Here is a 23,754-nt window from a genome sequence, read left to right on the forward strand (position 1 = left end):
GACGCTGGATCTTCCAGCCCCGCCGGCGTTTGAGGCGCGGGGGTTCGGGGCGGAGCCCCGGCCCCTACTACAGGTACTTCTTCAGCTCGCGTCGCGCGAGCGACCGCTGGTGCACCTCGTCCGGGCCGTCCGCCAGCCGCAACGTCCGTGCTCCCGCCCACAGTTCGGCCAGCGGGAAGTCCTGGCTGACTCCGCCCGCGCCGTGCACCTGGATCGCGCTGTCGAGGATGTCCACCACCGCGCGCGGCGTCGCGATCTTGATCGCCTGGATCTCGGTGTGCGCGCCGCGGTTGCCGACCGTGTCCATCAGCCAGGCCGTCTTCAGCACCAGCAGCCGCAGCTGCTCGACCGTGACCCGCGCGTCCGCGATCCAGTTCTGCACCACGCCCTGCTGGGCGATCGCCTTGCCGAACGCCTCACGGGACACCGCCCTGCGGCACATCAGCTCGATGGCGCGCTCGGCCATGCCGATCAGCCGCATGCAGTGGTGGATGCGGCCCGGGCCGAGACGCGCCTGGGCGATGGCGAAGCCGCTGCCCTCCGCGTCGATCAGGTTGGACGCCGGAACCCGGGCGTCGGTGAAGACGACCTCGGCGTGGCCGCCGTGGGAGTGGTCCTCGTAGCCGTAGACCTGCATGGCGCGGCGGACTTCGACGCCCGGGGTGTCGCGCGGCACCAGGATCATCGACTGCTGGCGGCGGATGTCGTCGCCGTCGGGGTCGGTCTTGCCCATGACGATGAAGATCTGACAGTTCGGGTTCATCGCCCCGGAGATGTACCACTTGCGGCCGTTGATGACGTAGTCGTCGCCGTCGCGGTCGATCCGGGTCTGGATGTTCGTCGCGTCGGACGAGGCGACCTCCGGCTCGGTCATCGCGAACGCCGAGCGGATCTCACCGGCCAGCAGCGGCTCCAGCCACTGCTTCTTCTGCTCGTCGTTGCCGAACTGCGTCAGCACCTCCATGTTCCCCGTGTCCGGGGCCGCGCAGTTCAGCGCGGTGGGGGCCAGATGCGGGCTGCGTCCGGTGATCTCGGCGAGCGGCGCGTACTGCAGGTTCGTCAGGCCCGCGCCGTACTCGGAGTCCGGGAGGAACAGGTTCCACAGGCCCTGCTTGCGGGCCTCGGCCTTCAGCTCCTCGATGACCGCCGGGGTGTCCCACGGCGAGGCGAGCTGCGCGCGCTGCTCGTGCTCGATCTTCTCGGCGGGGTAGACGTGCTCGTCCATGAAGGCGAGCAGCTTGGCCCGCAGCTCTTCGGTGCGCGCGTCGAATGCGAAGTCCATGGGAGTTACTCAGCCTTCCTGGAGGGTGGTGAGGCCGTGCTCGATGAAGAGGGGGACGAGATCGCCGATGCGGTCGAAGCCCGCGCCGACGGTCTGGCCCAGCGTGTAGCGGTAGTGGATGCCCTCGAGGATCACGGCGAGCTTGAACCAGGCGAACGCCGTGTACCAGGAGATGGCGGAGGTGTCGCGGCCGGACCCGGTGGCGTACCGCTCGATCAGCTCGTCCACTTCAGGGTGGCCCGGCGCGGACGCCGTGGTGCTGATCGGTGATCCGGGGATGTTCAGCTCCGCGCTGTACATCACCAGCAGCCCGAGGTCGGTGAGCGGATCGCCGAGCGTGGACATCTCCCAGTCCAGCACCGCCTTGATCCGGTCGTCCGGGCCGACCAGGACGTTGTCCAGCCGGTAGTCGCCGTGGACGACCGTGGGCGCGGGGGAGCTGGGCAGCGAGCGGCCGAGTGACGCGTGCAGCTCGTCGATCCCGGCGAGCTCACGGTTGCGGGAGGCGTCCAGCTGCTTGCCCCACCGCCGCAGCTGCCGGTCGAGGAAGCCCTCGGGCCGGCCGAAGTCGCCGAGGCCGACCGCCTCGGGGTCCACGGCGTGCAGCTCGACCAGCGTGTCGACCAGGCCGAGCATCACGTTCCTGGTGCGTTCGGCGCCGATCGGGGCCAGTTCCTCGGCCGTGCGGTAGGGAGTGCCGTCCATGAACTGCATGACGTAGAACGGCGATCCGATCACCGACTCGTCCTCGCAGAGCAGGATCGGCTCGGGCACCGGAACCGCGGTGGGATGCAGTGCGCTGATCACCCGGTGCTCGCGCTTCATGTCGTGCGCCGTGGCCAGTACGTGGCCGAGCGGCGGCCGGCGTACGACCCAGCGGCCGGTGCCGTCGGTGACCGCATAGGTGAGGTTGGAGCGGCCGCCCTGGATCAGCCGGGCGCTGAGCGGTCCGCTCACCAGGCCCGGACGCTCGCGGTCGAGGCAACCGCGGAGCTGCTCGGGATCGAGGCCTGGCAGCGGGACTGAGCTCATCGGGGCACCTCCGAGGGCGGAAGAACGGGTCTCGCCCATGATGACCGACCAGTCGGTATGTAGTCCAGTGCGCGGCCGGAACCCGGGACTGGATCACAGTCCCGGGTGCCGCCGGTGTCTGTCGGTTATGTGTGTGTGGGGAGTGAGCGGGGTCAGGCGTGGCAGGCCACGGGAACGCCGCCGTTCATTGCCGCCATGTCGGCGAACACCTGTGCCGCGTCCAGCGGCGAGCCGTCCGGCTCTCCGGCCAGCTCCGCGTACGCCCGGTGCAGATTCGCCACCAGCCGCTCGCTCTCCCGCAGCTCGGCGAAGACACCGAGATCGGCCTCGCGCGCCGTCTCCAGCGGAGTGCGGCCCTTGGCCCGGCCCTCCTCGGCCAGCGCGCCGACGTACCGCAGATAGCGTTCGGTCGCGTCGTACGCGGACGGGTCTGTGATCGGCCCGTGGCCCGGCACAACGGTGGTCGCGTCCAGCGAGCGCAGCACATCCAGTGCCCGCAGCGACCCGCTCAGTGAGCCCATCGGCACGAACGGCGTGCCGCCCTGGAAGATCAGGTCGCCGGTGAAGACCACCCGCTGCCGCGGCAGATGCACGACCGTGTCACCGAGGGTGTGCGCGACGCCGCCGGGATGGATGAGCCGCACCTCGATGCCGCCGACATGGACGGTGAGCGTGTCGCTGTACGTGAGGGTGGGCGGCGTAATCTCCACGGCGCCGAAGTCGGTCTGCGGCCACAGGAGATGGAGCTGATGGCCGGCCGCGAGCACCTCGCTGCGGCACGAGTCGTGGCCGATGACGACGGCGCCCCCGGACTCCTGGCCGGTGAAGACGCCGTTGCCGTAGGTGTGGTCGCCGTGGTGGTGCGTGTTGACGACGGTGCGCGGCAGCGGAACGCCGGCGGCGAGCACCGCCTCGCGCAGCGCCTTGGCGCGGCGCTCGGTCGCGGCGGTGTCGACGAGAAGAGTGGACTCTCCGTCGCTCACGAACCCCGCGTTGTTCAGACACCAGCCGCCGTCGGGCTGGACGTACGCATGCACTTCCGGAGCGAGCCGGACGGTGTACGGATCAGTGGCGGACAACAGAACTCCCCCGAATCGAGGCCGGACCGGTCAGGAGGAGCCTGCCAGCCGGACCTCGACCGGGGGAAGGCGGGGGCCACTTGGTCAGTGGTCGTCCCAGTGCCCGTCGTGCGCGGCGTGCCGGTGTCCGTCGTGTACGTAGTCGACATGGCCGCCGTGCTCCACGGCCGGGTGACCGCAGCCGGGGCCGTGCTCGTGGGCGTGCCCGCTGTGCGAGACGTGCTCGCCGGGCTCGCACTCGTCCCAGTGCCCGGAGTGCATGCGGTGCAGATGGCCGTCGTGGGCGTAGTCGACATGGTCGCCGTGCTGGACCTCGGTGTGTCCGCAGGCCGGACCGTGCGTGTGCTCGTGCGCGGGGTGTTCCTGATGGAGAACCGTCATGACGCTACCTTTGGTGTGGTTCGTGACGCTCTGTCCCATCCAGGCTAGACCTCGCGCCACGGCCCGCACCCGCCGCCGCGCCCGTCACGCGGCCCCGGCAAGTCCCGACCGGCCAGGACCCGGACAAGACCCGGAAGACCTAGGGCCTGATCCAGACGACAGGCCCTAGAGCACCATCGCGACGGCGAACGCCGCCAGCGCCACCGTGCACCCCACCGCCGCCAGCGCGCCGCCCGCAGACAGCGCCCGCGGCCGCGGCCCGGCGCCCAGGAGCTGCACCCGGCGGTGCGACAGCCACAGAAACGCCAGCCACACCAGCGCACTGAGCGCCGCCGCGACCACGCCCGCCGCCGTCGCCCGGTCGCCCGTCGCCTGCCGGGCCGCCAGGATCGCGGCCACGGTGAACGACAGCGTGGTCCTGCGCCACGCCAGCCGGGTCCGCTCCGGCTGCAATCCGGGGTCCCGCACCTCCGTCAACCGCCGTCCTCCCAGCCGAAGAGCACGACCACCACCATCGCCACCGCGACGACCGCGACCGCGAGACTCAGCAGCGCCGGGAAGCGGGAGACCGGCAGATCCTCACCGCGCCGCATCGCCCGCTCGCAGCGCACCCAGTGATTGACCGCCCGCAGCGCACACAGCACGCCCGCCGCGAGCAGCCCGAGCGCCAGTCCCGTCCGTACGCCCCACCTCAGATCCGGCAGAAACTGATCGACGGCGAAACCGCCGCCGATGAGCGCGAGCGCCGTACGGAGCCAGGCGAGAAAGGTCCGCTCGTTGGCGAGCGAGAACCGGTAGTCGGGAGTCTCGCCGTCCTCCCGCACACGCTGGGGCGAGAACCACAGCCGCAGGCTTTCCACGAAGCCGCTCACCGGCCCGACTCCCGCAGCCGCTGCCACGCCGCCAAGCCGTCCGGCGTCCACTCCCACTCACCGAGCCGCCGCTCCAGCTCCTCCTCCGGGAGGAAGTCGTGCCAGGCGACCTCGTCGGCCTGCGGATGTACCGGAAGCTCGCAGCGGACCTCGTACACCGCCGACCACCAGCTCTGCTCGCCGTTGTCGTAAAGGAACTTGAACAGCGGGACGGGGCGGGGGAGTCCGCTGACCCCGAGCTCCTCCTCCGCCTCGCGCAGCGCGGCGGCGTCGTACGACTCGCCCGCACCGACGACTCCGCCGACGAACATGTCGTACAGCGACGGGAAGACCAGCTTCGTCGTGGTCCTGCGGTGGACGAAGATCCGGCCCTCCGCGTCCCTGGCGAGAATGAACGCGCAGCGGTGGCGCATCCCGCGCGCATACGCCTCGCCGCGCGGGGCCTGGCCGATCACCTCGTCGTTCTCGTCGACGATGTCGAGGATTTCGTCAGCGGGAGTCATGCCCCCATCCAATCACCGGGCCGAGCAGCTGCACTCCGCCGACACCTTGACGAGTTACTGGCCCGTACCGAAGATCGGAGCCATCGCAGTCCGGCCCCCTACAAGGATGGAAACCATGGCGTACGACGCTGATGTGATCGTGATCGGGGCGGGACTCGCGGGCCTGGTGGCCACCGCGGAGCTGGTGGACGCCGGGCGCAAGGTCATCCTGCTCGACCAGGAGCCGGAGCAGTCGATCGGCGGACAGGCGCACTGGTCCTTCGGCGGGCTGTTCTTCGTCGACTCGCCCGAGCAGCGCCGGATGCGGATCAAGGACAGCCGCGACCTCGCGTACCAGGACTGGCTCGGCACCGCCGGCTTCGACCGCGACGAGGACCGCTGGCCGCGCAAGTGGGCAGAGGCGTATGTCGACTTCGCGGCCGGCGAGAAGCGATCCTGGCTGCACGCCCAGGGGATGAGGTTCTTCCCGGTCGTCGGCTGGGCCGAGCGCGGCGGCTACGACGCGACCGGCCACGGGAACTCGGTACCGCGCTTCCACATCACCTGGGGCACCGGACCCGGCGTCGTCGCGCCCTTCGAACGGCGGGTCCGCGAGGGCGTCGCGCGCGGCCTCGTCCAGCTGAAGTTCCGCCACCGCGTCACCGGCCTGACCGGCAGCGCGGGCACGCTGGACACCGTGAGCGGCGAGGTGCTCGAACCGTCCGACGCCGAGCGAGGCACCGCGAGCAGCCGCGAGGTCGCCGGAGCCTTCGAGTTCCGCGCGCAGGCGGTGATCGTCACCTCCGGCGGCATCGGCGGCAACCACGATCTCGTGCGCGCCCAGTGGCCCGACCGCCTCGGCACCCCGCCCGAGAAGATGCTCTCCGGCGTCCCGGCCCATGTCGACGGCCTGATGCTCGGCATCACGGAGCGCGCCGGCGCCAGCCACATCAACCGCGACCGGATGTGGCACTACACCGAAGGCATCGAGAACTGGAACCCGATCTGGGCCAGGCACGGCATCCGCATCCTGCCCGGGCCGTCCTCGCTCTGGCTGGACGCGCGCGGCAAGCGGCTGCCCGTCCCGCTCTTCCCCGGATTCGACACTCTCGGCACGCTCGAGCACATCATGCGGTCCGGCTACGACTACACCTGGTTCGTCCTCGACCAGAAGATCATCGGCAAGGAGTTCGCGCTCTCCGGGTCCGAGCAGAACCCCGATCTCACCGGCAAGTCGATCCGCGACGTCATCGGGCGCGCGAGGGCGGATGTGCCGGGCCCGGTGAAGGCGTTCATGGACAACGGCGTGGACTTCGTGGTCGAGAAGGACCTCTCCGCTCTGGTGCGCGGCATGAACGCGCTCACCAAGGAGCCGCTGATCGACGAGGCGGAGCTGCGCCGGGAGATCACCGCGCGAGACCGCGAGATCAAGAACCCGTTCACCAAGGACCTCCAGGTCACGGCGATTCGCGGGGCGCGCAAGTACCTGGGCGACAAGCTCATCCGGACGGCCACGCCGCACCGCATCCTCGACCCCAAGGCGGGTCCGCTGATCGCCGTACGGCTGAACATCCTCACCCGCAAGTCGCTCGGCGGCCTGGAGACCGACCTGTCCTCGCGGGTGCTGACGGCGGACGGCGAACCCCTGGCCGGCGTGTACGCCGCGGGCGAGGCAGCGGGCTTCGGCGGCGGCGGCGTCCACGGCTACCGCTCGCTGGAGGGCACGTTCCTGGGTGGCTGCATCTTCTCGGGCAGGGCGGCGGGCCGGGCGGCGGCCAAGGCGGTGGGATAGCGGCCGAGGGTGCCGAGTGTGACGGAAGTCTGACGTACCGCTGACTTCCCTGGCTTCTGCGCACGCTCGGTGGTCGAATCGAGGGGTGACCACACACCCACCCGATGCCGAGGGCGACGCCGAGGGTGGCGCTCCCGTCGGGCGCCGGCTCGTGCTCGGCATGCTCGGCCTCGGCGCCGGCGGCCTCGTCGCCGCGCCGTATCTTCAGCGCGGCCTCGAGTCGTTCCTGGGCGCCGCCTCCAGCAACGACCCGACCGGCCTGACCGGACTCCTCCCCAACGGCGGTGGATTCCGGTACTACTCCGTCGCCTCGTCGGTGCCGCACAAGGACGAGCAGAACTACCGCCTCACCGTGGACGGGCTGGTCGACCGGCCGGCCACGTACACCCTCGACGCGCTGCGCAGACTGCCGCAGACCCGGGTGGTGCGCGATGTCCAGTGCGTCACGGGCTGGCGCGTGCCCGACACGCCGTTCTCGGGTGTGAAGCTCTCGCTGCTGCTGGACGCCGCCGGGGTGCGTCCGGAGGGCAAGGCGATCCGGTTCACCTGCTTCGACGGCACGTACAGCGAGAGCCTCACGCTTCCGCAGGCCCGCCGGGACGATGTGCTGGTCTGTCTGAAGATGCAGGACAAGCCGGTCAGCCACTCGCACGGCGGCCCGGTCCGGCTCTATGTCGCGCCGATGTACTTCTACAAGTCGGCGAAATGGCTCTCCGGGATCTCCGTCACCTCCGACGTCCAGCCCGGCTACTGGGAGGAGCGGGGCTATGACGTCGACGCCTGGGTCGGGCGGTCCAACGGCCGTACCGACACACCCACCGTCTGAACGGCCCACGCGCGTACGGAGGTTCACCCTCGCCGAGCGCTGGGTGCACCGCACCACCGCCGTGCTCATGCTGACCTGCGTGGTGACCGCGGCCTGTCTGTACGTGCCGCAGCTCGCCGAACTCGTCGGCCGCCGCTATCTCGTGGTCACCGTGCACGAGTGGTCGGGCATCCTGATCCCCGCACCGTTCCTGCTCGGGCTCGCCTCGCGCGCCTTCCGCGGGGACCTGCGGCGGCTCAACCGCTTCGGCCCGCACGACCGCGTATGGCTGCGGGCCGTACGGCGACGTGACCACAGTCCCGAGTCGCGGCCGGCCGCGAAGTTCAACGCGGGACAGAAGATCTACTCGGCGTGGATCGCCGGTGCCGTGCTGGTGATGATCGGCACCGGGCTGCTGATGTGGTTCACGGATCTCGCGCCGCTGGTGTGGCGTACGAGCGCGACCTTCATCCATGACTGGCTGGCACTCGCCATCGGGATCGTGCTCATCGGGCACATCGGAATGGCGCTCGCCGATCCGGAGTCACGCCGTGGCATGCGCACCGGATCGGTCGAGCGCCCTTGGGCCCGGCGGGAACACCCGCTCTGGAACCCCGACGGCGAGTGACGCCTGCGGACTGACGCCTACAACACGAGCTACAACACGAGCTACAACACGAGGGACAGCAGCAGGACGAAGCCGATGCCGCTCACCGAGATGATCGTCTCCATCACCGACCAGGTTTTGATCGTCTGACCGACGGTCATCCCGAAGTACTCCTTCACCAGCCAGAACCCGGCGTCGTTCACATGGCTGAAGAAGAGCGAACCGGCGCCGATCGCCAGCACCAGCAGCGACGCCTCGGTCGTCGACATGTCGGCGGCGAGCGGAGCGACCAGACCTGCCGCCGAGATCGTCGCCACCGTCGCCGAGCCCGTCGCCAGCCGGATGGCCACGGCGATCAGCCAGGCGAGCAGCAGCGTCGGTATGGCCCAGTTCTTCGAGAGGTCCAGGATCATCTGGCCGACGCCGATGTCGATCAGCGTCGTCTTGAAGCCACCGCCGGCGCCGACGATCAGCAGCACGCCCGCGATCGGCGCGAGGGACTTCTCGACGGTCGTGGCGATCCGGCTCTTGGTGAAGCCCGCGGCCCGGCCCAGCGTGAACATTCCGACGATCACGGCGGCGAGCAGCGCGATGAGCGGCGAGCCGACGACGTCGGTGACCCGCTGGACGGGGTTCTCGGGGTCGTCCACGATGATCTCGACGAGGGCGTTGACCATCATCAGGACGACCGGCAGCAGCACCGTCGAGACGGTGGCGGCGAAGCTCGGACGCTTCTCCAGGTCCTCGGACGCACGCTCGGGGATCATTGGGTCCGGCGCCTGGATGTCGACCCAGCGGGCGGCGTACTTCGAGAACACCGGGCCGGCGATGATCACCGTGGGTATGGCGACGACCAGCCCGAGCGCAAGAGTGACACCCAGGTTCGCGCCGATGGCGTCGATCGCGACCAGCGGACCGGGGTGCGGCGGAATGAGGCCGTGCATCACGGACAGGCCGGCGAGGGCCGGGATGCCGATGCGCATCAGCGAGTAGTTGCCGCGCTTGGCGACCATCAGCACCACGGGGATCAGCAGCACGATGCCGACCTCGAAGAAGAGCGGCAGCCCGATGATCGACGCGATCAGCACCATCGCCCACGGCATGGACCGGCCGCTCGCCTTGGCGAGGATCGTGTCGACGATCTGGTCCGCGCCGCCCGAGTCGGCGAGCAGCTTGCCGAGAATCGCGCCGAGCGCGATCAGCACGCCGACGCCCGCGACGGTCGAGCCGAGCCCCGTGGTGAAGGACGCGATGGTCTTGTCGAGCGGGGCGCCGGCGAACGCGCCGAGCGCCAGCGACCCGATGGTCAGCGCCAGGAACGCATGCAGTTTGAACTTGGTGATGAGCAGGACGATGACAGCGATGCCCGCGAGGACGGCGATGCCCAGCTGTGCGTTGCCCGCCGAGGTGATCGGCTCGGTGGCGTCCGCTGCCAGCATCTCGACGCTGAGACTGGTCACGGTGGTTCCTTATGCAGGGGGAACGGGGGTGGTGGAGCGGGGTGTTGGTGCGGGTTACCGGTCGAGCAGCCGCAGCGCGGCGACGGCACGGTCGGTGATTTCTTCGGGGGTGCCGGACACGTCGACGGCGGCGCCCGCCTCGTCGCCGCCGAGCGGCTGCAACGTGGCGAACTGCGAGTCCAGCAGCGCGGTCGGCATGAAGTGGCCCTTGCGCTCGGACATCCGCCGTTCGATCAGCGGGCGGTCGCCGGTGAGGTGGAGAAAGACCGCGTCCGGGGCGGCGGCCCGCAGCCGGTCCCGGTAGGCGCGCTTGAGCGCGGAGCTGGAGACCACTCCGCCGAGCCCCGCCCGCCCGTGTGCCCACTGCCCGATCGCATCGAGCCAGGGCCACCGGTCCGCGTCGTCGAGTGGTGTGCCGGCCGACATCTTGGCGATGTTCGCCGGCGGATGGAAGTCGTCGCCCTCGGCGTACGGGACGCCCAGTGCGGCGGCGATCAGGGGACCGATGGTGGTCTTCCCGGTGCCTGCCACGCCCATCACCACAACGACGTGGGGGGTGCTCATTACGTGCCTCGCTGTCTGCAGCTGTCTTCGTCGACATCGGTCCGTCGCGCTACTGAAACGCATTAGGTACTACGTATTCAAGAGGCTGAGACATAAACGTCATACTTTTTGTTCCCGAACCGTGGCCCGTAGTCTTGGCCCATGACGACAGAGGGTCAGGGACTCCATACACATGTGCTGGACACCCTCGGCCTGGCGATCACCGCGGGTGAGTATCCGCAGGGCAGTGTTCTGCGTACCGACGAGGTGGCACAGCGCTTCGACGTCTCGCGCACCGTCGTCCGCGAGGTCGTACGCGTCCTGGAGTCGATGCATCTGGTCGAGTCGCGCCGCCGGGTCGGCGTGACCGTGCGGCCCACCGACGAGTGGAACGTCTACGACCCGCGCGTCATCCGCTGGCGGCTGGCCGGCGCCGACCGCCCGCGCCAGCTGCGCTCACTGACCGTGCTGCGCTCCGCGGTCGAGCCGGTCGCGGCCGGTCTCGCCGCCCGGCACGCCACACCCGAGCAGTGCGCCGAACTCACCGAATGCGCCCTCGGCATGGTCGCCACCTCGCGCGGCCACCAGCTCGAGGGCTACCTGAAGCACGACATCGCCTTCCACCGCGTGGTGCTCAACGCCTCGGGCAACGAGATGTTCGCGCGGCTCGGCGATGTGGTCGCCGAGGTGCTCGCCGGACGTACGCACCACCATGTGATGTTCGACGACCCGGATCCGGCGGCCGTGACCCTGCACGTCCAGGTCGCGGAGGCGGTCCGCGAGGGCGACGCCGTCAGGGCCGAGGAGATCACCCGGCAGATCGCCGTCGGCGCGCTCGCCGAGCTGGACGTACTGGCGCCCTGAGCGCGCACTGAGCGCCCCACGGGAGCGCCCCACGGGAGCGCCCCACGGGCGCGGCACACGGCTCGAGGTCCCGCGGCGCCTCCGATTGGCGTACTCGGCGATGACCTTGCTTACTGCGCCGTAACCTCTGAAACACCTCAGATCTATCCCTGCGTGACCTTGGCCACTGCCAGAATCGCAGGGTTGCCGTGAGTATGTGCCGTCGGGCCATGCCCAGGTGACCACCCCCTCACCGGCTACGGCCGAGACCGCACACCCCCTCACGAAGGCGAAACTCCTCCATGAGTGACCGCACCACCGCGGCCGAAAAGCTCGGCGCCGCAGCGCCGGCGACAAGCTCCCCCCACGTGGACGCCGGCGACGCCGGATACAGCAAGGACCTCAAGTCCCGCCATATCAACATGATCGCGATCGGCGGAGCGATAGGCACCGGCCTCTTCCTCGGCGCAGGCGGCCGGATGGCGGGCGCGGGCCCCTCGCTCGCCATCGCCTATGCGGTCTGCGGCGTGTTCGCCTTCTTCGTCGTCCGCGCGCTCGGCGAACTGGTCCTCTACCGCCCCTCCTCCGGCGCGTTCGTCTCGTACGCACGCGAGTTCATGGGCGAGAAGGGCGCCTTCGCGGCCGGCTGGCTCTACTTCCTCAACTGGTCGACCACCGCGATCGCCGACATCACCGCGGCCGCCACCTACGCCCACTTCTGGGCCATGTTCAGCGACATCCCGCAGTGGGTCCTCGCGCTGATCGCGCTCGCCGTCGTCCTGACCGCCAACCTCATCTCGGTGAAGTACTTCGGCGAGATGGAGTTCTGGTTCGCGATCATCAAGGTCGCCGCGCTGGTCGCCTTCATGCTCGTCGGCATCTTCCTGGTCGTCACGCAGCACCCGGTCGACGGTCACACGCCCGGCTTCTCCACCATCACCGACGGCGGCGGCATCTTCCCCATGGGCATGCTGCCGATGCTGCTGGTGATCCAGGGCGTCGTCTTCGCGTACGCCTCCGTCGAACTGTGCGGCGTCGCCGCCGGCGAGACCGAGAACCCCGAGAAGATCATGCCCAAGGCGATCAACTCGATCATGTGGCGCGTGGGTCTGTTCTACGTCGGCTCGGTGGTGCTGCTCGCGCTGATCCTCCCGTACACCGCGTACTCCGCGGACCAGAGCCCCTTCGTCACCGTCATGGACAAGCTCGGCGTGCCGGGCGCGGCCGGCGTGATGAACCTCGTGGTGCTGACCGCGGCCCTGTCCAGCCTGAACTCCGGCCTCTACTCCACCGGCCGCATCCTGCGCTCGATGGCCCTGTCGGGCTCTGCGCCGAAGTTCACCGGCCGGATGAACAAGGGCCAGGTGCCTTACGGCGGCATCCTGCTGACCGCGGGCTTCGGCGTCCTCGGCGTCGCGCTCAACTACGTCGTGCCCGGCCAGGCCTTCGAGATCGTGCTGAACTTCGCCTCGATCGGCATTCTCGGCACCTGGGGCATGATCATGCTCTGCTCGCTGCTGTTCTGGCACCGCGCGCAGGACGGCCGGGTCACCCGCCCCTCCTACCGGCTGCCGTGGGCTCCGTACACCCAGATCGTCACGCTGTTCTTCCTCGCCAGCGTGGTCTTCCTGATGTGGTGGGGCGGCGGCGTGGGCCGTACGACCGTGATGTTCCTGCCGCTGATCGCGGCGGCGCTGGTCGGCGGCTGGTTCGTGGTCCGCGGCCGGGTGAGCGCCATCGAGGCCGAGCGCCGGGACGCCTAGGGTCTTTCGTCTTGGAACGGGCCCCGCGGGATCTTTCCGGCGGGGCCCTTCGCCTGCTGCCGATGTCCGTCCATAGTGGTCATCGACCGACGTGCGGACGAAGGGCAGGTTTTCGATGTCGCAGCAGGTGCAAGGCGTGATCGCACCCGGAAAGAACGAGCCGGTGCGGGTGGAGACCATCGTCGTGCCCGACCCCGGTCCGGGCGAGGCCGTGGTGAAGGTGCAGGCGTGCGGGGTCTGCCACACCGACCTGCACTACAAGCAGGGCGGGATCAACGACGACTTCCCCTTCCTGCTGGGCCATGAGGCCGCGGGCGTGGTCGAGTCGGTCGGCGCGGACGTCACCGATGTCGCGCCGGGAGACTTCGTCGTACTCAACTGGCGTGCCGTGTGCGGCCGTTGTCGCGCATGTCTGCGCGGCCGCCCGTGGTACTGCTTCGACACCCACAACGCGCGGCAGAAGATGACACTGACCGACGGGACGGAGCTCTCGCCGGCGCTCGGAATCGGGGCCTTCGCCGAGAAGACGCTGGTCGCGGCGGGCCAGTGCACCAAGGTCGACCCAGAGGTCTCGGCGGCCGTCGCCGGACTGCTCGGCTGCGGAGTGATGGCGGGCATCGGCGCGGCCATCAACACCGGCAACGTCGGCCGCGGTGACTCCGTCGCCGTCATCGGCTGCGGCGGCGTCGGGGACGCGGCGGTCGTCGGCGCGCGCCTCGCGGGCGCGGCCCGGATCATCGCCGTCGACATCGACGACCGCAAGCTCCGGACGGCGAAGACGATGGGCGCCACGCACACCGTCAACTCCCGCTCCACCGACCCCGTCGAGGCCATTCGCGAACTCACCGGAGGTTTCGGCGCGGATGTCGTCATCGAGGCGGTCGGCCGCCCGGAGACCTACCAACAGGCCTTCTACGCCCGCGACCTGGCGGGCACCGTCGTCCTCGTCGGCGTCCCGACCCCGGAGATGAAGCTGGAACTGCCGCTCCTCGACGTCTTCGGCCGCGGCGGCGCGCTCAAGTCCTCCTGGTACGGCGACTGCCTGCCGTCCCGGGACTTCCCGATGCTGATCGACCTCCACCAGCAGGGCCGGATCGACCTCGGCGCGTTTGTCACCGAGACCATCGGACTCGGCGACATCGAGAAGGCCTTCGCCCGGATGCACGAGGGCGATGTGCTGCGCTCGGTGGTGCAGCTGTGATCACCAGGCGGTGAGCCGCAGCCGGCTCTCGAAGCGGTACGGCTCGCCCGTCACCGGATCGGTGAACTCCAGCACCTTCGCGAGGAGTTGAAGGGGCCGCGCGTAGTCGTCCGGTCCCGGCTGAAGGACGACCGGATAGAGCGGATCGTTCAGCAGCGGCAGGCCGAGGCTGTTCATATGGACCCGCAGCTGATGGGTGCGGCCGGTGGCCGGCGACAGCCGGTACCGGCCGAGCCCGGCGCGGTGGCCGAGCAGTTCGATCCGGCTCTCGCTGTTCGGCTCGCCGGGCTCCTCCCGCGCGGCCAGCACTCCGCGCTCCTTCACGATCCGGCTGCGCACGGTCACCGGCAGCCGCACGGCCGGGTCGTACGCCGCCACCGCCTCGTACTCCTTGCGCACCAGCCGGTCCCGGAACATGGTCTGATACGCGCCCCGGTCACCGGGCCGCACGACGAACAGCGCGAGCCCCGCGGTCAGCCGGTCGAGCCGGTGGGCCGGCTGCAACTGTGGCAGCCCCAGCTCACGGCGCAGTCTGGCCAGCGCGGTCTCGGTGATGTGCCGCCCGCGCGGCGTGGTGGCGAGGAAGTGCGGCTTGTCCGCGATCACCAGCCGCTCGTCGCGATGGATGATCCCGACCTCGAACGGAACGCGGTCCTCGGGCGCGAAGTCCCGGTGGAACCAGAGATACCGGCCCTCGCCGTACGGCTCGTCGGCGGCGACAGGACCGTCCGCGGAGACGAACCGCCCCTGCTGGAACATGGCGTCGACCTGCTCGGCCCCGATCGCGTCGGCGTACCGGGCCACAAGATGATCGCGGACCGTCGCCCACGCGCCCTCGGGATCGGCCGGCAGCCGCACCCGAACCGGGTCGATCCCGTCGCGCTGGGGGAGCGGCGACGGCGGGGCCTTGCGTCTGCGTCTCATGTGCGTCTCACCGACGTGACTGTGTGCGGGGTGAACGAAAAGATCCCCACGGATTTCCGTGGGGATCTTGCTGGTGTCCGAGGGGGGACTTGAACCCCCACGCCCGATAAAGGGCACTAGCACCTCAAGCTAGCGCGTCTGCCATTCCGCCACCCGGACCAGGTGTCTGTCGCGCGGCCCTGGGCCGTTCCGACGTGGAAAACCATAGCAAACATTCGGCTGTGCCCGATCACGCCCCGGACGTGTGACGGCCGCATGACGGCGGGCAGTCGCCCTTGGGGTCCGGGGCCGGTCGCGGGAGGATGAGGGGGAACCACCAGCAGCGACAGTGGGAGGAATCAGCGTGAGCGAGTCGAACACGGCCCGTACCGTCTCGGGCGAGGACGAGGTCGTCGACCTCTGCCGTGAGCTGATCCGGATCGACACCAGCAACTACGGGGATCACTCGGGACCGGGGGAGCGGGCCGCGGCGGAGTACGTGGCGGAGAAGCTCGCCGAGGTCGGGCTCGAGCCGCAGATCCTCGAGTCCCACAAGGGCCGCGCGTCGACGGTGGCCCGGATCGAGGGCGAGGACCCGTCCCGGCCCGCGCTGCTCATCCACGGCCATCTCGACGTCGTACCGGCCAACGCCGCCGACTGGACCCACGACCCCTTCTCCGGCGAGATCGCGGACGACTGCGTCTGGGGCCGCGGCGCGGTCGACATGAAGGACATGGACGCGATGACGCTCGCCGTCGTACGCGACAGGATGCGCAGCGGCCGCAAGCCTCCGCGCGACATCGTGCTGGCCTTCCTCGCCGACGAGGAGGCCGGCGGCACCTACGGCGCGCGGCATCTCGTCGACAAGCACCCCGACCTGTTCGAGGGCGTCACGGAGGCCGTCGGCGAGGTCGGCGGCTTCTCCTTCACCGTCAACGAGAATCTGCGGCTCTATCTCGTCGAGACGGCGCAGAAGGGCATGCACTGGATGCGCCTGACCGTGGACGGCACCGCCGGACACGGGTCGATGACCAACAACGACAACGCGATCACCGAGCTCTGCGAGGCCGTCGGCCGGCTCGGCCGCCACAAGTGGCCGGTGCGGATGACCAAGACCGTACGGGGCTTCCTCGACGAGCTCTCCGACGCGCTCGGCACACCGCTCGACCCGGAGGACATGGACGCGACGCTCGCCAAGCTGGGCGGCATCGCCAAGATGATCGGCGCGACCCTGCGCAACTCCGCGGCCCCGACCATGCTCGGCGCCGGCTACAAGGTGAATGTGATCCCCGGCCAGGCGACCGCCCATGTCGACGGACGCTTCCTGCCCGGGTACGAGGAGGAGTTCCTGGCCGACATCGATCGGCTGCTCGGCCCGCGGGTCAGGCGCGAGGACGTGCACGGCGACAAGGCGCTGGAGACCAGCTTCGACGGAGACCTGGTCGACGCGATGCAGATCGCGCTCAAGGCCGAGGACCCGATCGCGCGGGCCGTTCCGTACATGCTCTCAGGCGGCACCGACGCCAAGTCCTTCGACGATCTCGGCATCCGCTGCTTCGGCTTCGCACCGCTCAAGCTGCCGCCGGAGCTGGATTTCGCGGGAATGTTCCACGGGGTGGACGAGCGAGTTCCGGTCGACGGGCTGAAGTTCGGGGTCCGTGTCCTTGACCGGTTCATCGACGGGTCGTGAACCATATCGGGTGAGGTTCGCTGAAACGAAACTCCAATAATCGTCAGTACGTGCGCACTTGACTGAAAAGAGTGAAAGGAACATCGGGCTCGTAGCCCCGCTGCCTCCTCCTCGTTACAGGTGATGCGGTCCGCGGCTGGGACCGCATTGCCAACAAGGAGGAATAATGATCAAGAAGGTCGTCGCTGCTGCGGCTGCCACCGGTGGTCTGGTGCTCGCGAGTGCTGGTGTGGCCATGGCTGACGCGGGTGCCCAGGGTGCTGCTGTGCACTCTCCCGGCGTGCTCTCCGGAAACGTCATTCAGGTGCCCGTCCACGTGCCGGTGAACGTATGCGGCAACACGGTCTCCGTGATCGGGCTGCTGAACCCCGCCTTCGGCAACGTCTGCATCAACGACTGATGTTGTGACTCGACCCATAAGGGTTTGGGTTTGAACCCTGGCGGTCCCGGAGTGCGCGCCATGCCCTCCGGGGCCGTCGGGCATTCCGTCCCCGGGCACAGCGCCCCCGGACGTATTTCCTGAAGCTGGAAGGCAGGGAATCAACCTATGCGACAGGTCACTCGAAAAGGCCTGATCACCATGGCGGCCGCGGGCGGCGTTCTCGCTCTCGGCGGCGGCTACGCGCACGCGGACTCTGGGGCGGCCGGAACGGCCTCCAATTCGCCGGGCGTCCTGTCCGGAAACAACGTGCAGGTGCCCGTCAACGTTCCCGTGAACGTGTGCGGGAACACCGTGAATGTCGTCGCGCTGCTCAATCCCGCGTTCGGCAACGGCTGTGCCAACAAGTCCGACTCCGGGCACGGCAACTCCGGGCACGGCAAGCCGGGCGGCGGCTCGCACGCCGGCGGATCCACGAGCAACTCTCCGGGAGTGGGCTCGGGCAATAACGTCCAGGCTCCGATCGACGTCCCCGTGAACGCCTGCGGGAACGCGGTCACCATCGGCGGCCTCGGCAATCCGGCCATGGGCAATGAATGCGCCAATGACTCGGGCGCCCACACTCCGCCCGGAAATCCTGGGCATCCCGAGGAGCCGGGCAACCCCGGGAATCCGGATCAGCCCGGAAACCCGGGACACCCCGGTGTTCCGGGGACCCCTGGTGGGCCTCTGACCCCGGACGAGCAGAACGCTCCGGGGGCGCAGTCCGTCATTCCGCCCATGGCCACCGATGAGCTCGCGCAGACCGGCTCCGGTCCGCTCGGCCTGATCGTCCCGGCGGGCGCGGGTCTGCTGCTGGCGGGAGCGGTTCTGTACCGCCGCGCCCGCGCCGCCGCGTAACGGCTGGGCAATCCTCAGTAAAACCGCACAAAACGGAGCGGGCCCCGCGATCGCGGGGCCCGCTCCGTCACTTCCTGCTCACCAGGTGGCGCGCACCTGACGAATGATGCGCCGGCGCAGCCGCACTCTGCGGCTCCCGTCCCGGTGCAGACTCAGTCGGTCCAACTCCCAGTGTCCGTACTCGGCATGGTCGGTCAGCAGACGGGTCGCTTCCTTGCGGGAGACCCCGCGCGGCACGTACACGTCGACAAATTCGTATTCCGGCATCGCATCTATTGTGCGGGCAGAGCCCCTGTACGGATAGCGTCTGCACTATGTCTGATGCTGCGCAGCCAACCGCCGACGAGGTACGTGCCGCCGCCGAGGCGGTCAAGGCCGCACTGGACCGTCACCTCGAGGCGGTCGAGAACCGTACGGGTGAGGACGACCCGGCCGTGTATGACGCGTTCAACGTTCTCGCCGCCGCAGCGGAGGCGTACGACGAACGCCTCTACGACCGCTACGACGAGGTCACGCCCTTCGAGATCCCGGGCGCGGACGATTCGCTGCCGCCGTACGAAGGGCCGGAGGAACCGAACGCGCTCAGCGTGCTCATCCGGCGGGACTACGCGGTGGTCGAACCCCCGCGGTTGCTCGCGCAGGCACAGCGCATCGCCGCCGTCGACCCGGACGAGGACGGGCAGGAGAATGGTTCCCTCGTCGGTACGAGCGTGCATGCGGCGCTCGGGGTGCTCTTCGGTGAGTACGAACCGGATGAAATCGCCTCCCGGCACAAAGAATTCGGTCTGGAGGAGGGCGACTCCACGCTCTGGGTGTCGGCGGCCGACGAGCTTCCGGAGCCGGGGGAGTGGCTCAGCACGCCGTTCGACCAGGCGGATCCGCAGCGGGTCGTGTGCCGTTTCGACGTGAGCTCGGTCTTCGACGAGGACGAGCTGGACGAGGACCTCGACGACCTGGACTCCACGGCCTGACGGCCCAGGCCTAGGTCGTGTCCGCAACGTCTCGCCTGGCATGCGACGCCCTGCACGCACGCTCGCTGCGTTGCCGATACGCCCAAGTAGCTCCGCTACGAGGGCGCACCGGCGCCTTGCGATCGCACGCACCGGACGCCGCATGCCCCGCCCTCCGGGCGGACGGCGATACTTTGCGGACACTCCCTACGCGGCGGTGCGCACGGGAAGCGTCCCGTGCGCGCCGCCGCGTCGTGTCAGGGCGCGGGGTGCGGCACCGGTGCGAGCAGGCCTTCGAGGAGGGGGCGCAGCCGGGTCGTACGGTCCTGGCCTGGGACGGCGGCGACCGCGCGCGGCAGCGCCTGGTCCACGCCGTGCACCACGGACAGATGACGCTCGCCGCGGCTGAAGGCGGTGTACACCCACGGCCGGCTCAGACCCTGCGCCGCGTCGCCGGGCAGCACCACGACCACCGCGGGCCAGCGCATCCCGGCCGCCTGGTGCGCCGTCATGGCCCAGCCGTGGCGGACCGCCGATTCGACGCGCTCCTTCGGGACGACGACCGGCGTGCCCGCGCAGTCGAGGTGCAGGCCGTCCGCGTCCGCCGAGACGACGGTCCCGGGGACCGTGCGGCCGGGCGACGGTGCGTAGGCGACGCGGTCGCCCGGGTCGAAGCCGCCGAACCGGCCGGGTCCGGCGTTCAGCCGTTCCTTGAGTGCCGCGTTGAGCGCGCGGGTGCCGGCGGAGCCGCCGTGGCCCACGGTGATCACCTGGGTCTGCTCGGTCGGCACGCCGATCGCCCGCGGCACCGAGTCGGCGACCAGCTGCACGGCGCGGTGCACCGCCTCGCCCGCGTCGCGCACCGGGACGATGACGACCTCCTTGCCGGGCGCCTCCACCTGGTTCAGCTCGCCGATGCCGATGCCCGAGACCAGCTCACCGATCGGGCCGGGGTCGGGCGTGCGCGAGGCGATCTGCGGACACACACGGGCGGCCAGCACATCGCCGAACACCCGGCCCGCGCCCGCCGAACCCAGCAGTCCCGGGTCGCCGCTCAGCACCAGCCGGCTGCCGTCCGGCATCGACTCGACGAGCATGGCCGCAGTCTCCACATCGAGCTGCGGCGCGTCCAGCACGACCAGCAGGTCGAGCGCGAACGCCCCGTCCGCGTCCCGGCCGGGCCCCTCGGCACCGGACAGCAGCCCGGCGACGGTGACCGTTTCGGCGTCGGTGCTTCGCGTTCCGCTGTGCACCGCGACCACCGCACGCATGCCCAGTGCGCCGGCGGCCCGGGCGAGCGCCGCGGGCTCGGCGCGCGCCGCCTCGCCGCCGGTGTGGGTCACCAGGCCACTGGCGGCGACGGCACGGACCAGCTCGGTCGCCTCGGCCGCCTCCCACCTGGCGTCGGCGCCGGTCTTGGCCAGCCGCGCGAGGCCGTCCGCGAGGCTCTCCTCCGCGAGTGCGTACCGGTCGAGCCCCAGCAGCACCGGCACCGCCGGCTGCTCGGACTCCTTCTCGTCCTCCTGGCCTTCCTCGGACTCGGCGGTCTCGTCCTGCATGTCTTCCTGGACGCCGTCCTGGAAGACGAGAACCGCGCCATCGGCAATGGCCTGTTGCAGCGCGCCGTCCGGATCCGGCACCGAACGCTCCGCCAGCGCGGCCCGTACGGCCGAGGACTCCAGCGCCGTGTGCCCTTGCAGCGCCGCGCGCTCCAGCTGCCAGGTCACCAGCCCCGCCGTCCGGCGCTCGTCACCCGGGCCGCACTCGTCGCCGAGCAGCGCCCGGGCGAATCCGTCGGCCTGCTCGGGCCGCACTCCGGGCACGGACAGCAGCTGCCAGGGATCCTCCCGCAGCAGCTCCGCGGCCATCGCGCCGAGCGCGTCGGCGACCTGCGCCGCCAGCGCCTCGGGCGCACCGCCTTCGGCGAGCACCGTCCGTACGGCCTCGACGGTCTCCGGCGCGGTCGGCCGCGGTGTCCCCGGCTGCTCGATCCGCGGCCGCACGGGCTCGGCCGACGACGCCGCGGGCCGCCGGGGAGCGGGCGCCGGTGAGTCGAAGAACGCGGTGCCCGACTTCTCGCCGCTCTCCACGGCCCGTACGGCCGCGAGCAGATCGGCGGCCGTGCCGCTCAGCTTCGCGCCCGCTTCGATGGGCGCGGCCTTCTCGGCCTTGCGCTGCTCGATCCTGGCCCGCAACTCGCGCTGCGCGGCGATCTCGGCCTCGGCCTCGGACAGCTCACCGGCCTTCTCGTCGCCTTCCGCCTTCGCGCCGTCGGACCCGTCCGGATCGGTGGCGTCCGGGGACTCGGCCTCGGCCTCGGCCGCGGTGGCCTCGGGCGCGTCCGGCCCGACGGCGTCCGGGCTCTCGGGCGCGGCAGCGCCCTCCGCGTCCGGTGCGGGCGCGGCGGCGCCCTCGGCCTCGGGCTCAGTCACAGCGTGCTCCAGTCCTGGTCGGGATAGCGGTGTATCGGCGCGGACACATCGTCGAGCGCCCGGCAGATCTCGTCAGGAAGAGTAAGCGCCTCCACTGACAATGCGGCCGTGAGCTGCTGCGCGTTGCGCGCGCCGATGATCGGGGCCACCACGCCGGGCCTGTCCCGCACCCAGGCCAGCGCGACCTGGAGTGCCGTCGCCGCAAGACCGTCCGCGGCCGTCACCACCGCGTCCACGATGCGGCTCGCCGCCTCGTCGAGATAGGGCTCGACGAACGGCGCCAACTGGTCCGACGCGCCCCGCGAATCGGCCGGAGTCGCATGCCGGTACTTGCCCGTCAGCACCCCGCGGCCGAGCGGCGACGAAGGCAGCAGCCCCACGCCCAGGTCGACCGCGGCGGGCAGCACCTCGCGCTCAACTCCCCTTTGCAGCAAGGAGTACTCCATCTGCGTGCTCGCGATACGGGTGCGCACACCCGGCGAAGCCAGCTGCCAGGTCGCCGCCTTCGCCAGCTGCCAGCCGCAGAAGTTCGACACGCCCGCATAGCGCGCCCGCCCGCTGCTCACCGCGATGTCCAGCGCCTGAAGCGTCTCCTCCAGCGGCGTACCGGGATCGAAGGCATGGACCTGCCACAGGTCGACATAGTCCGTGCCGAGCCGCTCCAGCGAGGCGTCCAGCGCCGAGAGCAGATGCCCGCGCGAGCCGTCGAATCGCCGGTCCGGATCGGGCACGCTGCCGGCCTTCGTCGCGATCACCAGATCGCGCCGCGGCACCAGCCGCTCCACGAGCTGCCCGAGCAGATACTCCGCATCCCCGCCGCCGTACACATCGGCGGTGTCGACCAGCGTCCCGCCCGCGTCCCAGAACGCCTTCAACTGGTCGGCGGCGTCGTGTTCATCGGTGTCCCGGCCCCATGTCAGGGTGCCGAGCCCGATCCGGGACACGCGCAGGCCGGTACGGCCGAGATGCCTCTGCTCCATGGGCGCTGAGATTACTGGCCATGGGCCCACCCGGAGAGAGCCTGTGGACAACCTCCCCCTGACGGATCGCGCGAACGCGCGCTAGGGTCGGCGGAACAGTGACGTTACTGATCAGTAAGAGGGAGCGGTTATGCGGCTGGGCATCAACCTCGGCTACTGGGGCGCGGGCATGGACAGCGACAATCTCGCCGTCGCCAAGGAGGCCGATCAGCTCGGCTACGACGTCTGCTGGGCCGCGGAGGCGTACGGCTCCGACGCGCCGACCGTGCTCGCCTGGGTCGCCGCCCACACCGAGCGCATCGACGTCGGCTCGGCGATCCTGCAGATCCCGGCCCGTCAGGCCGCGATGACCGCGATGACGGCCGCCACCCTCGACTCGCTCTCCGACGGCCGGTTCCGCCTCGGCCTCGGCGTCTCGGGACCGCAGGTCTCCGAAGGCTGGTACGGCGTCAAGTTCGACAAGCCGCTCTCCCGCACCCGCGAGTACGTGGAGATCGTCCGCCGGGCGATGTCCCGCGAGCGCCTGTCGTTCGAGGGCGAGCACTGGACGCTGCCGCTGCCGGGCGGCCCGGGCAAGCCGATCAAGCTCACCGTCCACCCCAAGCGCGAGCACATCCCGCTCTACATCGCCGCCATCGGCCCCAAGAACCTTGAGCAGACCGGTGAGATCGCGGACGGCGCGCTGCTGATCTTCCCCTCCGCCGACCACCTCGAGGACACCGCGATCCGGCATCTGCGCGCGGGCCGCGAGAAGGCCGGCAAGACGATGGAGGGCTTCGACGTCTGCCCGACCGTGCCGCTGGCCGTCGGCGACGACGTCAAAGGACTCGCCGACATGTTCCGTCCGTACACCGCGCTCTACGTCGGCGGCATGGGCAGCCGCAAGCAGAATTTCTACAACCAGCTTGCGCAGCGCATGGGTTACGAGAAGGAAGCCGTCGAGATCCAGGACAAGTACCTGTCCGGCGACAAGGAGGGCGCGGCGGCCGCGGTCCCGCACCAGCTGATCGACTCGACCACGCTGCTCGGCTCCGTGGAGCGGATCGCCGAGCGGATGCAGGCGTACGCCGCGGCGGGGGTCACGACGCTGACGCTGGCACCGGCCGGGTTCACGCTCGACGAGCGGCTGACCGCGCTGCGGGCGGGTACGGAGGCCCTGGAGCGCGCCGGGCTGGCCTAGGGCCTGTCGTCCGGATCAGGCTCCGGGTCCTGTCCGGCCCCAGCCAGGTCCTGTCCGGAAAAGCCTGCGGCCGTGGTGGGGGCTCGGGGGTCTTCCCCGCCACGGCCGTCACGTACACAACGCCGCATCGCACCGGTCGGTTACTGCCTCAGCCGCCTCTCCTGTCGAGCTCCTGTCGAGCTCCGTTGTCCTCCGTTC

The 23,754-nt window shown here is 70.2% G+C and carries 24 protein-coding genes and 1 tRNA gene; 11 read left to right on the forward strand and 14 right to left on the reverse strand.

The genetic code is table 11. The features are described from left to right. Positions 1-67: 67 nt before the first annotated feature. The 7 genes from ACH4YL_RS16600 to ACH4YL_RS16630 form a co-directional block, all read right to left on the reverse strand. Complete coding sequence (locus ACH4YL_RS16600) at positions 68-1,282, reverse strand: acyl-CoA dehydrogenase family protein (RefSeq protein ID WP_398508042.1); 1,215 nt, start codon at positions 1,280-1,282, stop codon at positions 68-70. A 9-nt stretch (positions 1,283-1,291) separates the two neighbouring features. Next, a complete protein-coding gene (locus ACH4YL_RS16605; RefSeq protein WP_398508043.1) occupies positions 1,292-2,314 on the reverse strand; it encodes a phosphotransferase family protein in 1,023 nt (340 codons plus the stop codon). A 152-nt stretch (positions 2,315-2,466) separates the two neighbouring features. Further along, positions 2,467-3,393: an MBL fold metallo-hydrolase gene (locus ACH4YL_RS16610; RefSeq protein WP_398508044.1), complete on the reverse strand. Its 927-nt coding sequence runs from the start codon at positions 3,391-3,393 to the stop codon at positions 2,467-2,469. An 84-nt stretch (positions 3,394-3,477) separates the two neighbouring features. Next, the gene (locus ACH4YL_RS16615; RefSeq protein WP_398508045.1) at positions 3,478-3,774 is read right to left on the reverse strand and encodes a hypothetical protein; all 297 of its coding nucleotides are present in this window, start codon (positions 3,772-3,774) and stop codon (positions 3,478-3,480) included. Positions 3,775-3,939: 165 nt separating this feature from the next. Beyond that, entirely contained in the window at positions 3,940-4,251 is a 312-nt protein-coding gene (locus tag ACH4YL_RS16620) for a DUF202 domain-containing protein (protein WP_398508046.1), read from the reverse strand. Further along, on the reverse strand, positions 4,248-4,646 hold the full coding sequence (locus tag ACH4YL_RS16625) for a YidH family protein (RefSeq protein WP_398508047.1): 399 nt from the start codon (positions 4,644-4,646) through the stop codon (positions 4,248-4,250). The genes ACH4YL_RS16620 and ACH4YL_RS16625 overlap by 4 nt, the downstream gene beginning before the upstream one ends. Continuing rightward, a complete protein-coding gene (locus ACH4YL_RS16630) occupies positions 4,643-5,149 on the reverse strand; it encodes an NUDIX hydrolase (RefSeq protein ID WP_398508048.1) in 507 nt (168 codons plus the stop codon). Before ACH4YL_RS16630 ends, ACH4YL_RS16625 begins: the two co-directional genes overlap by 4 nt. A gap of 115 nt (positions 5,150-5,264) precedes the next feature. On the opposite strand from ACH4YL_RS16630, the gene ACH4YL_RS16635 reads away from it, so the two are divergent. The 3 genes from ACH4YL_RS16635 (at position 5,265) to ACH4YL_RS16645 (ending at position 8,353) form a co-directional block, all read left to right on the forward strand. Further along, the gene (locus ACH4YL_RS16635) at positions 5,265-6,920 is read left to right on the forward strand and encodes an FAD-binding dehydrogenase (RefSeq protein ID WP_398508049.1); all 1,656 of its coding nucleotides are present in this window, start codon (positions 5,265-5,267) and stop codon (positions 6,918-6,920) included. Between the two features lie 160 nt (positions 6,921-7,080). Then, the gene (locus ACH4YL_RS16640; protein WP_398508372.1) at positions 7,081-7,746 is read left to right on the forward strand and encodes a molybdopterin-dependent oxidoreductase; all 666 of its coding nucleotides are present in this window, start codon (positions 7,081-7,083) and stop codon (positions 7,744-7,746) included. After that, positions 7,688-8,353 (forward strand): cytochrome b/b6 domain-containing protein, encoded by a 666-nt coding sequence (locus ACH4YL_RS16645; protein WP_398508050.1) that lies wholly within the window; start codon positions 7,688-7,690, stop codon positions 8,351-8,353. The genes ACH4YL_RS16640 and ACH4YL_RS16645 overlap by 59 nt, the downstream gene beginning before the upstream one ends. 41 nt (positions 8,354-8,394) lie before the next feature. On the opposite strand, the gene ACH4YL_RS16650 is transcribed toward ACH4YL_RS16645, so the two are convergent. Both ACH4YL_RS16650 and ACH4YL_RS16655 read right to left on the reverse strand, forming a co-directional pair. Beyond that, entirely contained in the window at positions 8,395-9,792 is a 1,398-nt protein-coding gene (locus ACH4YL_RS16650) for a gluconate:H+ symporter (RefSeq protein WP_398508051.1), read from the reverse strand. Between the two features lie 54 nt (positions 9,793-9,846). Then, a complete protein-coding gene (locus ACH4YL_RS16655; protein ID WP_398508052.1) occupies positions 9,847-10,356 on the reverse strand; it encodes a gluconokinase in 510 nt (169 codons plus the stop codon). Positions 10,357-10,497: 141 nt separating this feature from the next. Between ACH4YL_RS16655 and ACH4YL_RS16660 the strand changes: the two genes are divergently transcribed. The 3 genes from ACH4YL_RS16660 to ACH4YL_RS16670 all read left to right on the forward strand — a co-directional run bounded on the left by ACH4YL_RS16660 (position 10,498) and on the right by ACH4YL_RS16670 (position 14,142). Beyond that, positions 10,498-11,199: a FadR/GntR family transcriptional regulator gene (locus tag ACH4YL_RS16660; RefSeq protein ID WP_398508053.1), complete on the forward strand. Its 702-nt coding sequence runs from the start codon at positions 10,498-10,500 to the stop codon at positions 11,197-11,199. A gap of 281 nt (positions 11,200-11,480) precedes the next feature. After that, positions 11,481-12,941, forward strand: coding sequence for an amino acid permease (locus tag ACH4YL_RS16665; RefSeq protein WP_398508054.1), 1,461 nt, complete (start codon positions 11,481-11,483; stop codon positions 12,939-12,941). A gap of 115 nt (positions 12,942-13,056) precedes the next feature. After that, positions 13,057-14,142, forward strand: coding sequence for an S-(hydroxymethyl)mycothiol dehydrogenase (locus ACH4YL_RS16670; protein ID WP_398508055.1), 1,086 nt, complete (start codon positions 13,057-13,059; stop codon positions 14,140-14,142). Here the strand turns inward: ACH4YL_RS16670 and ACH4YL_RS16675 are convergent, their stop codons facing one another. Both ACH4YL_RS16675 and ACH4YL_RS16680 read right to left on the reverse strand, forming a co-directional pair. Next, positions 14,143-15,066 carry an RluA family pseudouridine synthase gene (locus ACH4YL_RS16675; RefSeq protein ID WP_398508056.1) on the reverse strand — a complete coding sequence of 308 codons (924 nt, stop codon included), beginning with the start codon at positions 15,064-15,066 and terminating at the stop codon, positions 14,143-14,145. 71 nt (positions 15,067-15,137) lie between these two features. After that, positions 15,138-15,225, reverse strand: a tRNA-Leu gene (locus tag ACH4YL_RS16680). A 184-nt stretch (positions 15,226-15,409) separates the two neighbouring features. Between ACH4YL_RS16680 and ACH4YL_RS16685 the strand changes: the two genes are divergently transcribed. The 3 genes from ACH4YL_RS16685 (at position 15,410) to ACH4YL_RS16695 (ending at position 18,014) form a co-directional block, all read left to right on the forward strand. Beyond that, positions 15,410-16,735, forward strand: a complete 1,326-nt coding sequence (locus ACH4YL_RS16685) for a M20/M25/M40 family metallo-hydrolase (protein ID WP_398508057.1) — start codon at positions 15,410-15,412, stop codon at positions 16,733-16,735. 166 nt (positions 16,736-16,901) lie between these two features. Further along, positions 16,902-17,135: a chaplin ChpH gene (chpH, locus tag ACH4YL_RS16690; protein WP_398508058.1), complete on the forward strand. Its 234-nt coding sequence runs from the start codon at positions 16,902-16,904 to the stop codon at positions 17,133-17,135. A 147-nt stretch (positions 17,136-17,282) separates the two neighbouring features. After that, the gene (locus ACH4YL_RS16695) at positions 17,283-18,014 is read left to right on the forward strand and encodes a chaplin (protein WP_398508059.1); all 732 of its coding nucleotides are present in this window, start codon (positions 17,283-17,285) and stop codon (positions 18,012-18,014) included. A 78-nt stretch (positions 18,015-18,092) separates the two neighbouring features. Here the strand turns inward: ACH4YL_RS16695 and ACH4YL_RS16700 are convergent, their stop codons facing one another. Beyond that, positions 18,093-18,281 carry a DUF5703 family protein gene (locus tag ACH4YL_RS16700; RefSeq protein WP_005319466.1) on the reverse strand — a complete coding sequence of 63 codons (189 nt, stop codon included), beginning with the start codon at positions 18,279-18,281 and terminating at the stop codon, positions 18,093-18,095. Positions 18,282-18,328: 47 nt separating this feature from the next. Here ACH4YL_RS16700 and ACH4YL_RS16705 point away from each other — a divergent pair, with 47 nt between their 5' ends. Next, positions 18,329-18,985, forward strand: a complete 657-nt coding sequence (locus ACH4YL_RS16705; protein ID WP_398508060.1) for a hypothetical protein — start codon at positions 18,329-18,331, stop codon at positions 18,983-18,985. 236 nt (positions 18,986-19,221) lie between these two features. Here the strand turns inward: ACH4YL_RS16705 and ACH4YL_RS16710 are convergent, their stop codons facing one another. Together ACH4YL_RS16710 and ACH4YL_RS16715 are read right to left on the reverse strand one after the other, a co-directional pair. Then, on the reverse strand, positions 19,222-21,408 hold the full coding sequence (locus ACH4YL_RS16710) for a helix-hairpin-helix domain-containing protein (RefSeq protein WP_398508373.1): 2,187 nt from the start codon (positions 21,406-21,408) through the stop codon (positions 19,222-19,224). Beyond that, a complete protein-coding gene (locus tag ACH4YL_RS16715) occupies positions 21,393-22,376 on the reverse strand; it encodes an aldo/keto reductase (RefSeq protein WP_398508061.1) in 984 nt (327 codons plus the stop codon). The genes ACH4YL_RS16710 and ACH4YL_RS16715 overlap by 16 nt, the downstream gene beginning before the upstream one ends. Before the next feature lie 130 nt (positions 22,377-22,506). Between ACH4YL_RS16715 and ACH4YL_RS16720 the strand changes: the two genes are divergently transcribed. Then, the gene (locus tag ACH4YL_RS16720) at positions 22,507-23,556 is read left to right on the forward strand and encodes an LLM class F420-dependent oxidoreductase (RefSeq protein ID WP_398508062.1); all 1,050 of its coding nucleotides are present in this window, start codon (positions 22,507-22,509) and stop codon (positions 23,554-23,556) included. Positions 23,557-23,754: the final 198 nt, after the last annotated feature.

This window comes from Streptomyces sp. NPDC020681, from assembly GCF_044334895.1.
Lineage (GTDB): Bacteria > Actinomycetota > Actinomycetes > Streptomycetales > Streptomycetaceae > Streptomyces.

Coding starts and splice junctions, on each gene's coding strand:
- ACH4YL_RS16600 (WP_398508042.1), bottom strand. CDS start 1,282: ATGGACTTCGCATTCGACGCGCGCACCGAAGAGCTGCGGGCCAAGCTG.
- ACH4YL_RS16605 (WP_398508043.1), bottom strand. CDS start 2,314: ATGAGCTCAGTCCCGCTGCCAGGCCTCGATCCCGAGCAGCTCCGCGGT.
- ACH4YL_RS16615 (WP_398508045.1), bottom strand. CDS start 3,774: ATGACGGTTCTCCATCAGGAACACCCCGCGCACGAGCACACGCACGGT.
- ACH4YL_RS16630 (WP_398508048.1), bottom strand. CDS start 5,149: ATGACTCCCGCTGACGAAATCCTCGACATCGTCGACGAGAACGACGAG.
- ACH4YL_RS16635 (WP_398508049.1), top strand. CDS start 5,265: ATGGCGTACGACGCTGATGTGATCGTGATCGGGGCGGGACTCGCGGGC.
- ACH4YL_RS16640 (WP_398508372.1), top strand. CDS start 7,081: ATGCTCGGCCTCGGCGCCGGCGGCCTCGTCGCCGCGCCGTATCTTCAG.
- ACH4YL_RS16645 (WP_398508050.1), top strand. CDS start 7,688: ATGACGTCGACGCCTGGGTCGGGCGGTCCAACGGCCGTACCGACACAC.
- ACH4YL_RS16655 (WP_398508052.1), bottom strand. CDS start 10,356: ATGAGCACCCCCCACGTCGTTGTGGTGATGGGCGTGGCAGGCACCGGG.
- ACH4YL_RS16660 (WP_398508053.1), top strand. CDS start 10,498: ATGACGACAGAGGGTCAGGGACTCCATACACATGTGCTGGACACCCTC.
- ACH4YL_RS16665 (WP_398508054.1), top strand. CDS start 11,481: ATGAGTGACCGCACCACCGCGGCCGAAAAGCTCGGCGCCGCAGCGCCG.
- ACH4YL_RS16670 (WP_398508055.1), top strand. CDS start 13,057: ATGTCGCAGCAGGTGCAAGGCGTGATCGCACCCGGAAAGAACGAGCCG.
- ACH4YL_RS16675 (WP_398508056.1), bottom strand. CDS start 15,066: ATGAGACGCAGACGCAAGGCCCCGCCGTCGCCGCTCCCCCAGCGCGAC.
- chpH (WP_398508058.1), top strand. CDS start 16,902: ATGATCAAGAAGGTCGTCGCTGCTGCGGCTGCCACCGGTGGTCTGGTG.
- ACH4YL_RS16695 (WP_398508059.1), top strand. CDS start 17,283: ATGCGACAGGTCACTCGAAAAGGCCTGATCACCATGGCGGCCGCGGGC.
- ACH4YL_RS16700 (WP_005319466.1), bottom strand. CDS start 18,281: ATGCCGGAATACGAATTTGTCGACGTGTACGTGCCGCGCGGGGTCTCC.
- ACH4YL_RS16705 (WP_398508060.1), top strand. CDS start 18,329: ATGTCTGATGCTGCGCAGCCAACCGCCGACGAGGTACGTGCCGCCGCC.
- ACH4YL_RS16715 (WP_398508061.1), bottom strand. CDS start 22,376: ATGGAGCAGAGGCATCTCGGCCGTACCGGCCTGCGCGTGTCCCGGATC.
- ACH4YL_RS16720 (WP_398508062.1), top strand. CDS start 22,507: ATGCGGCTGGGCATCAACCTCGGCTACTGGGGCGCGGGCATGGACAGC.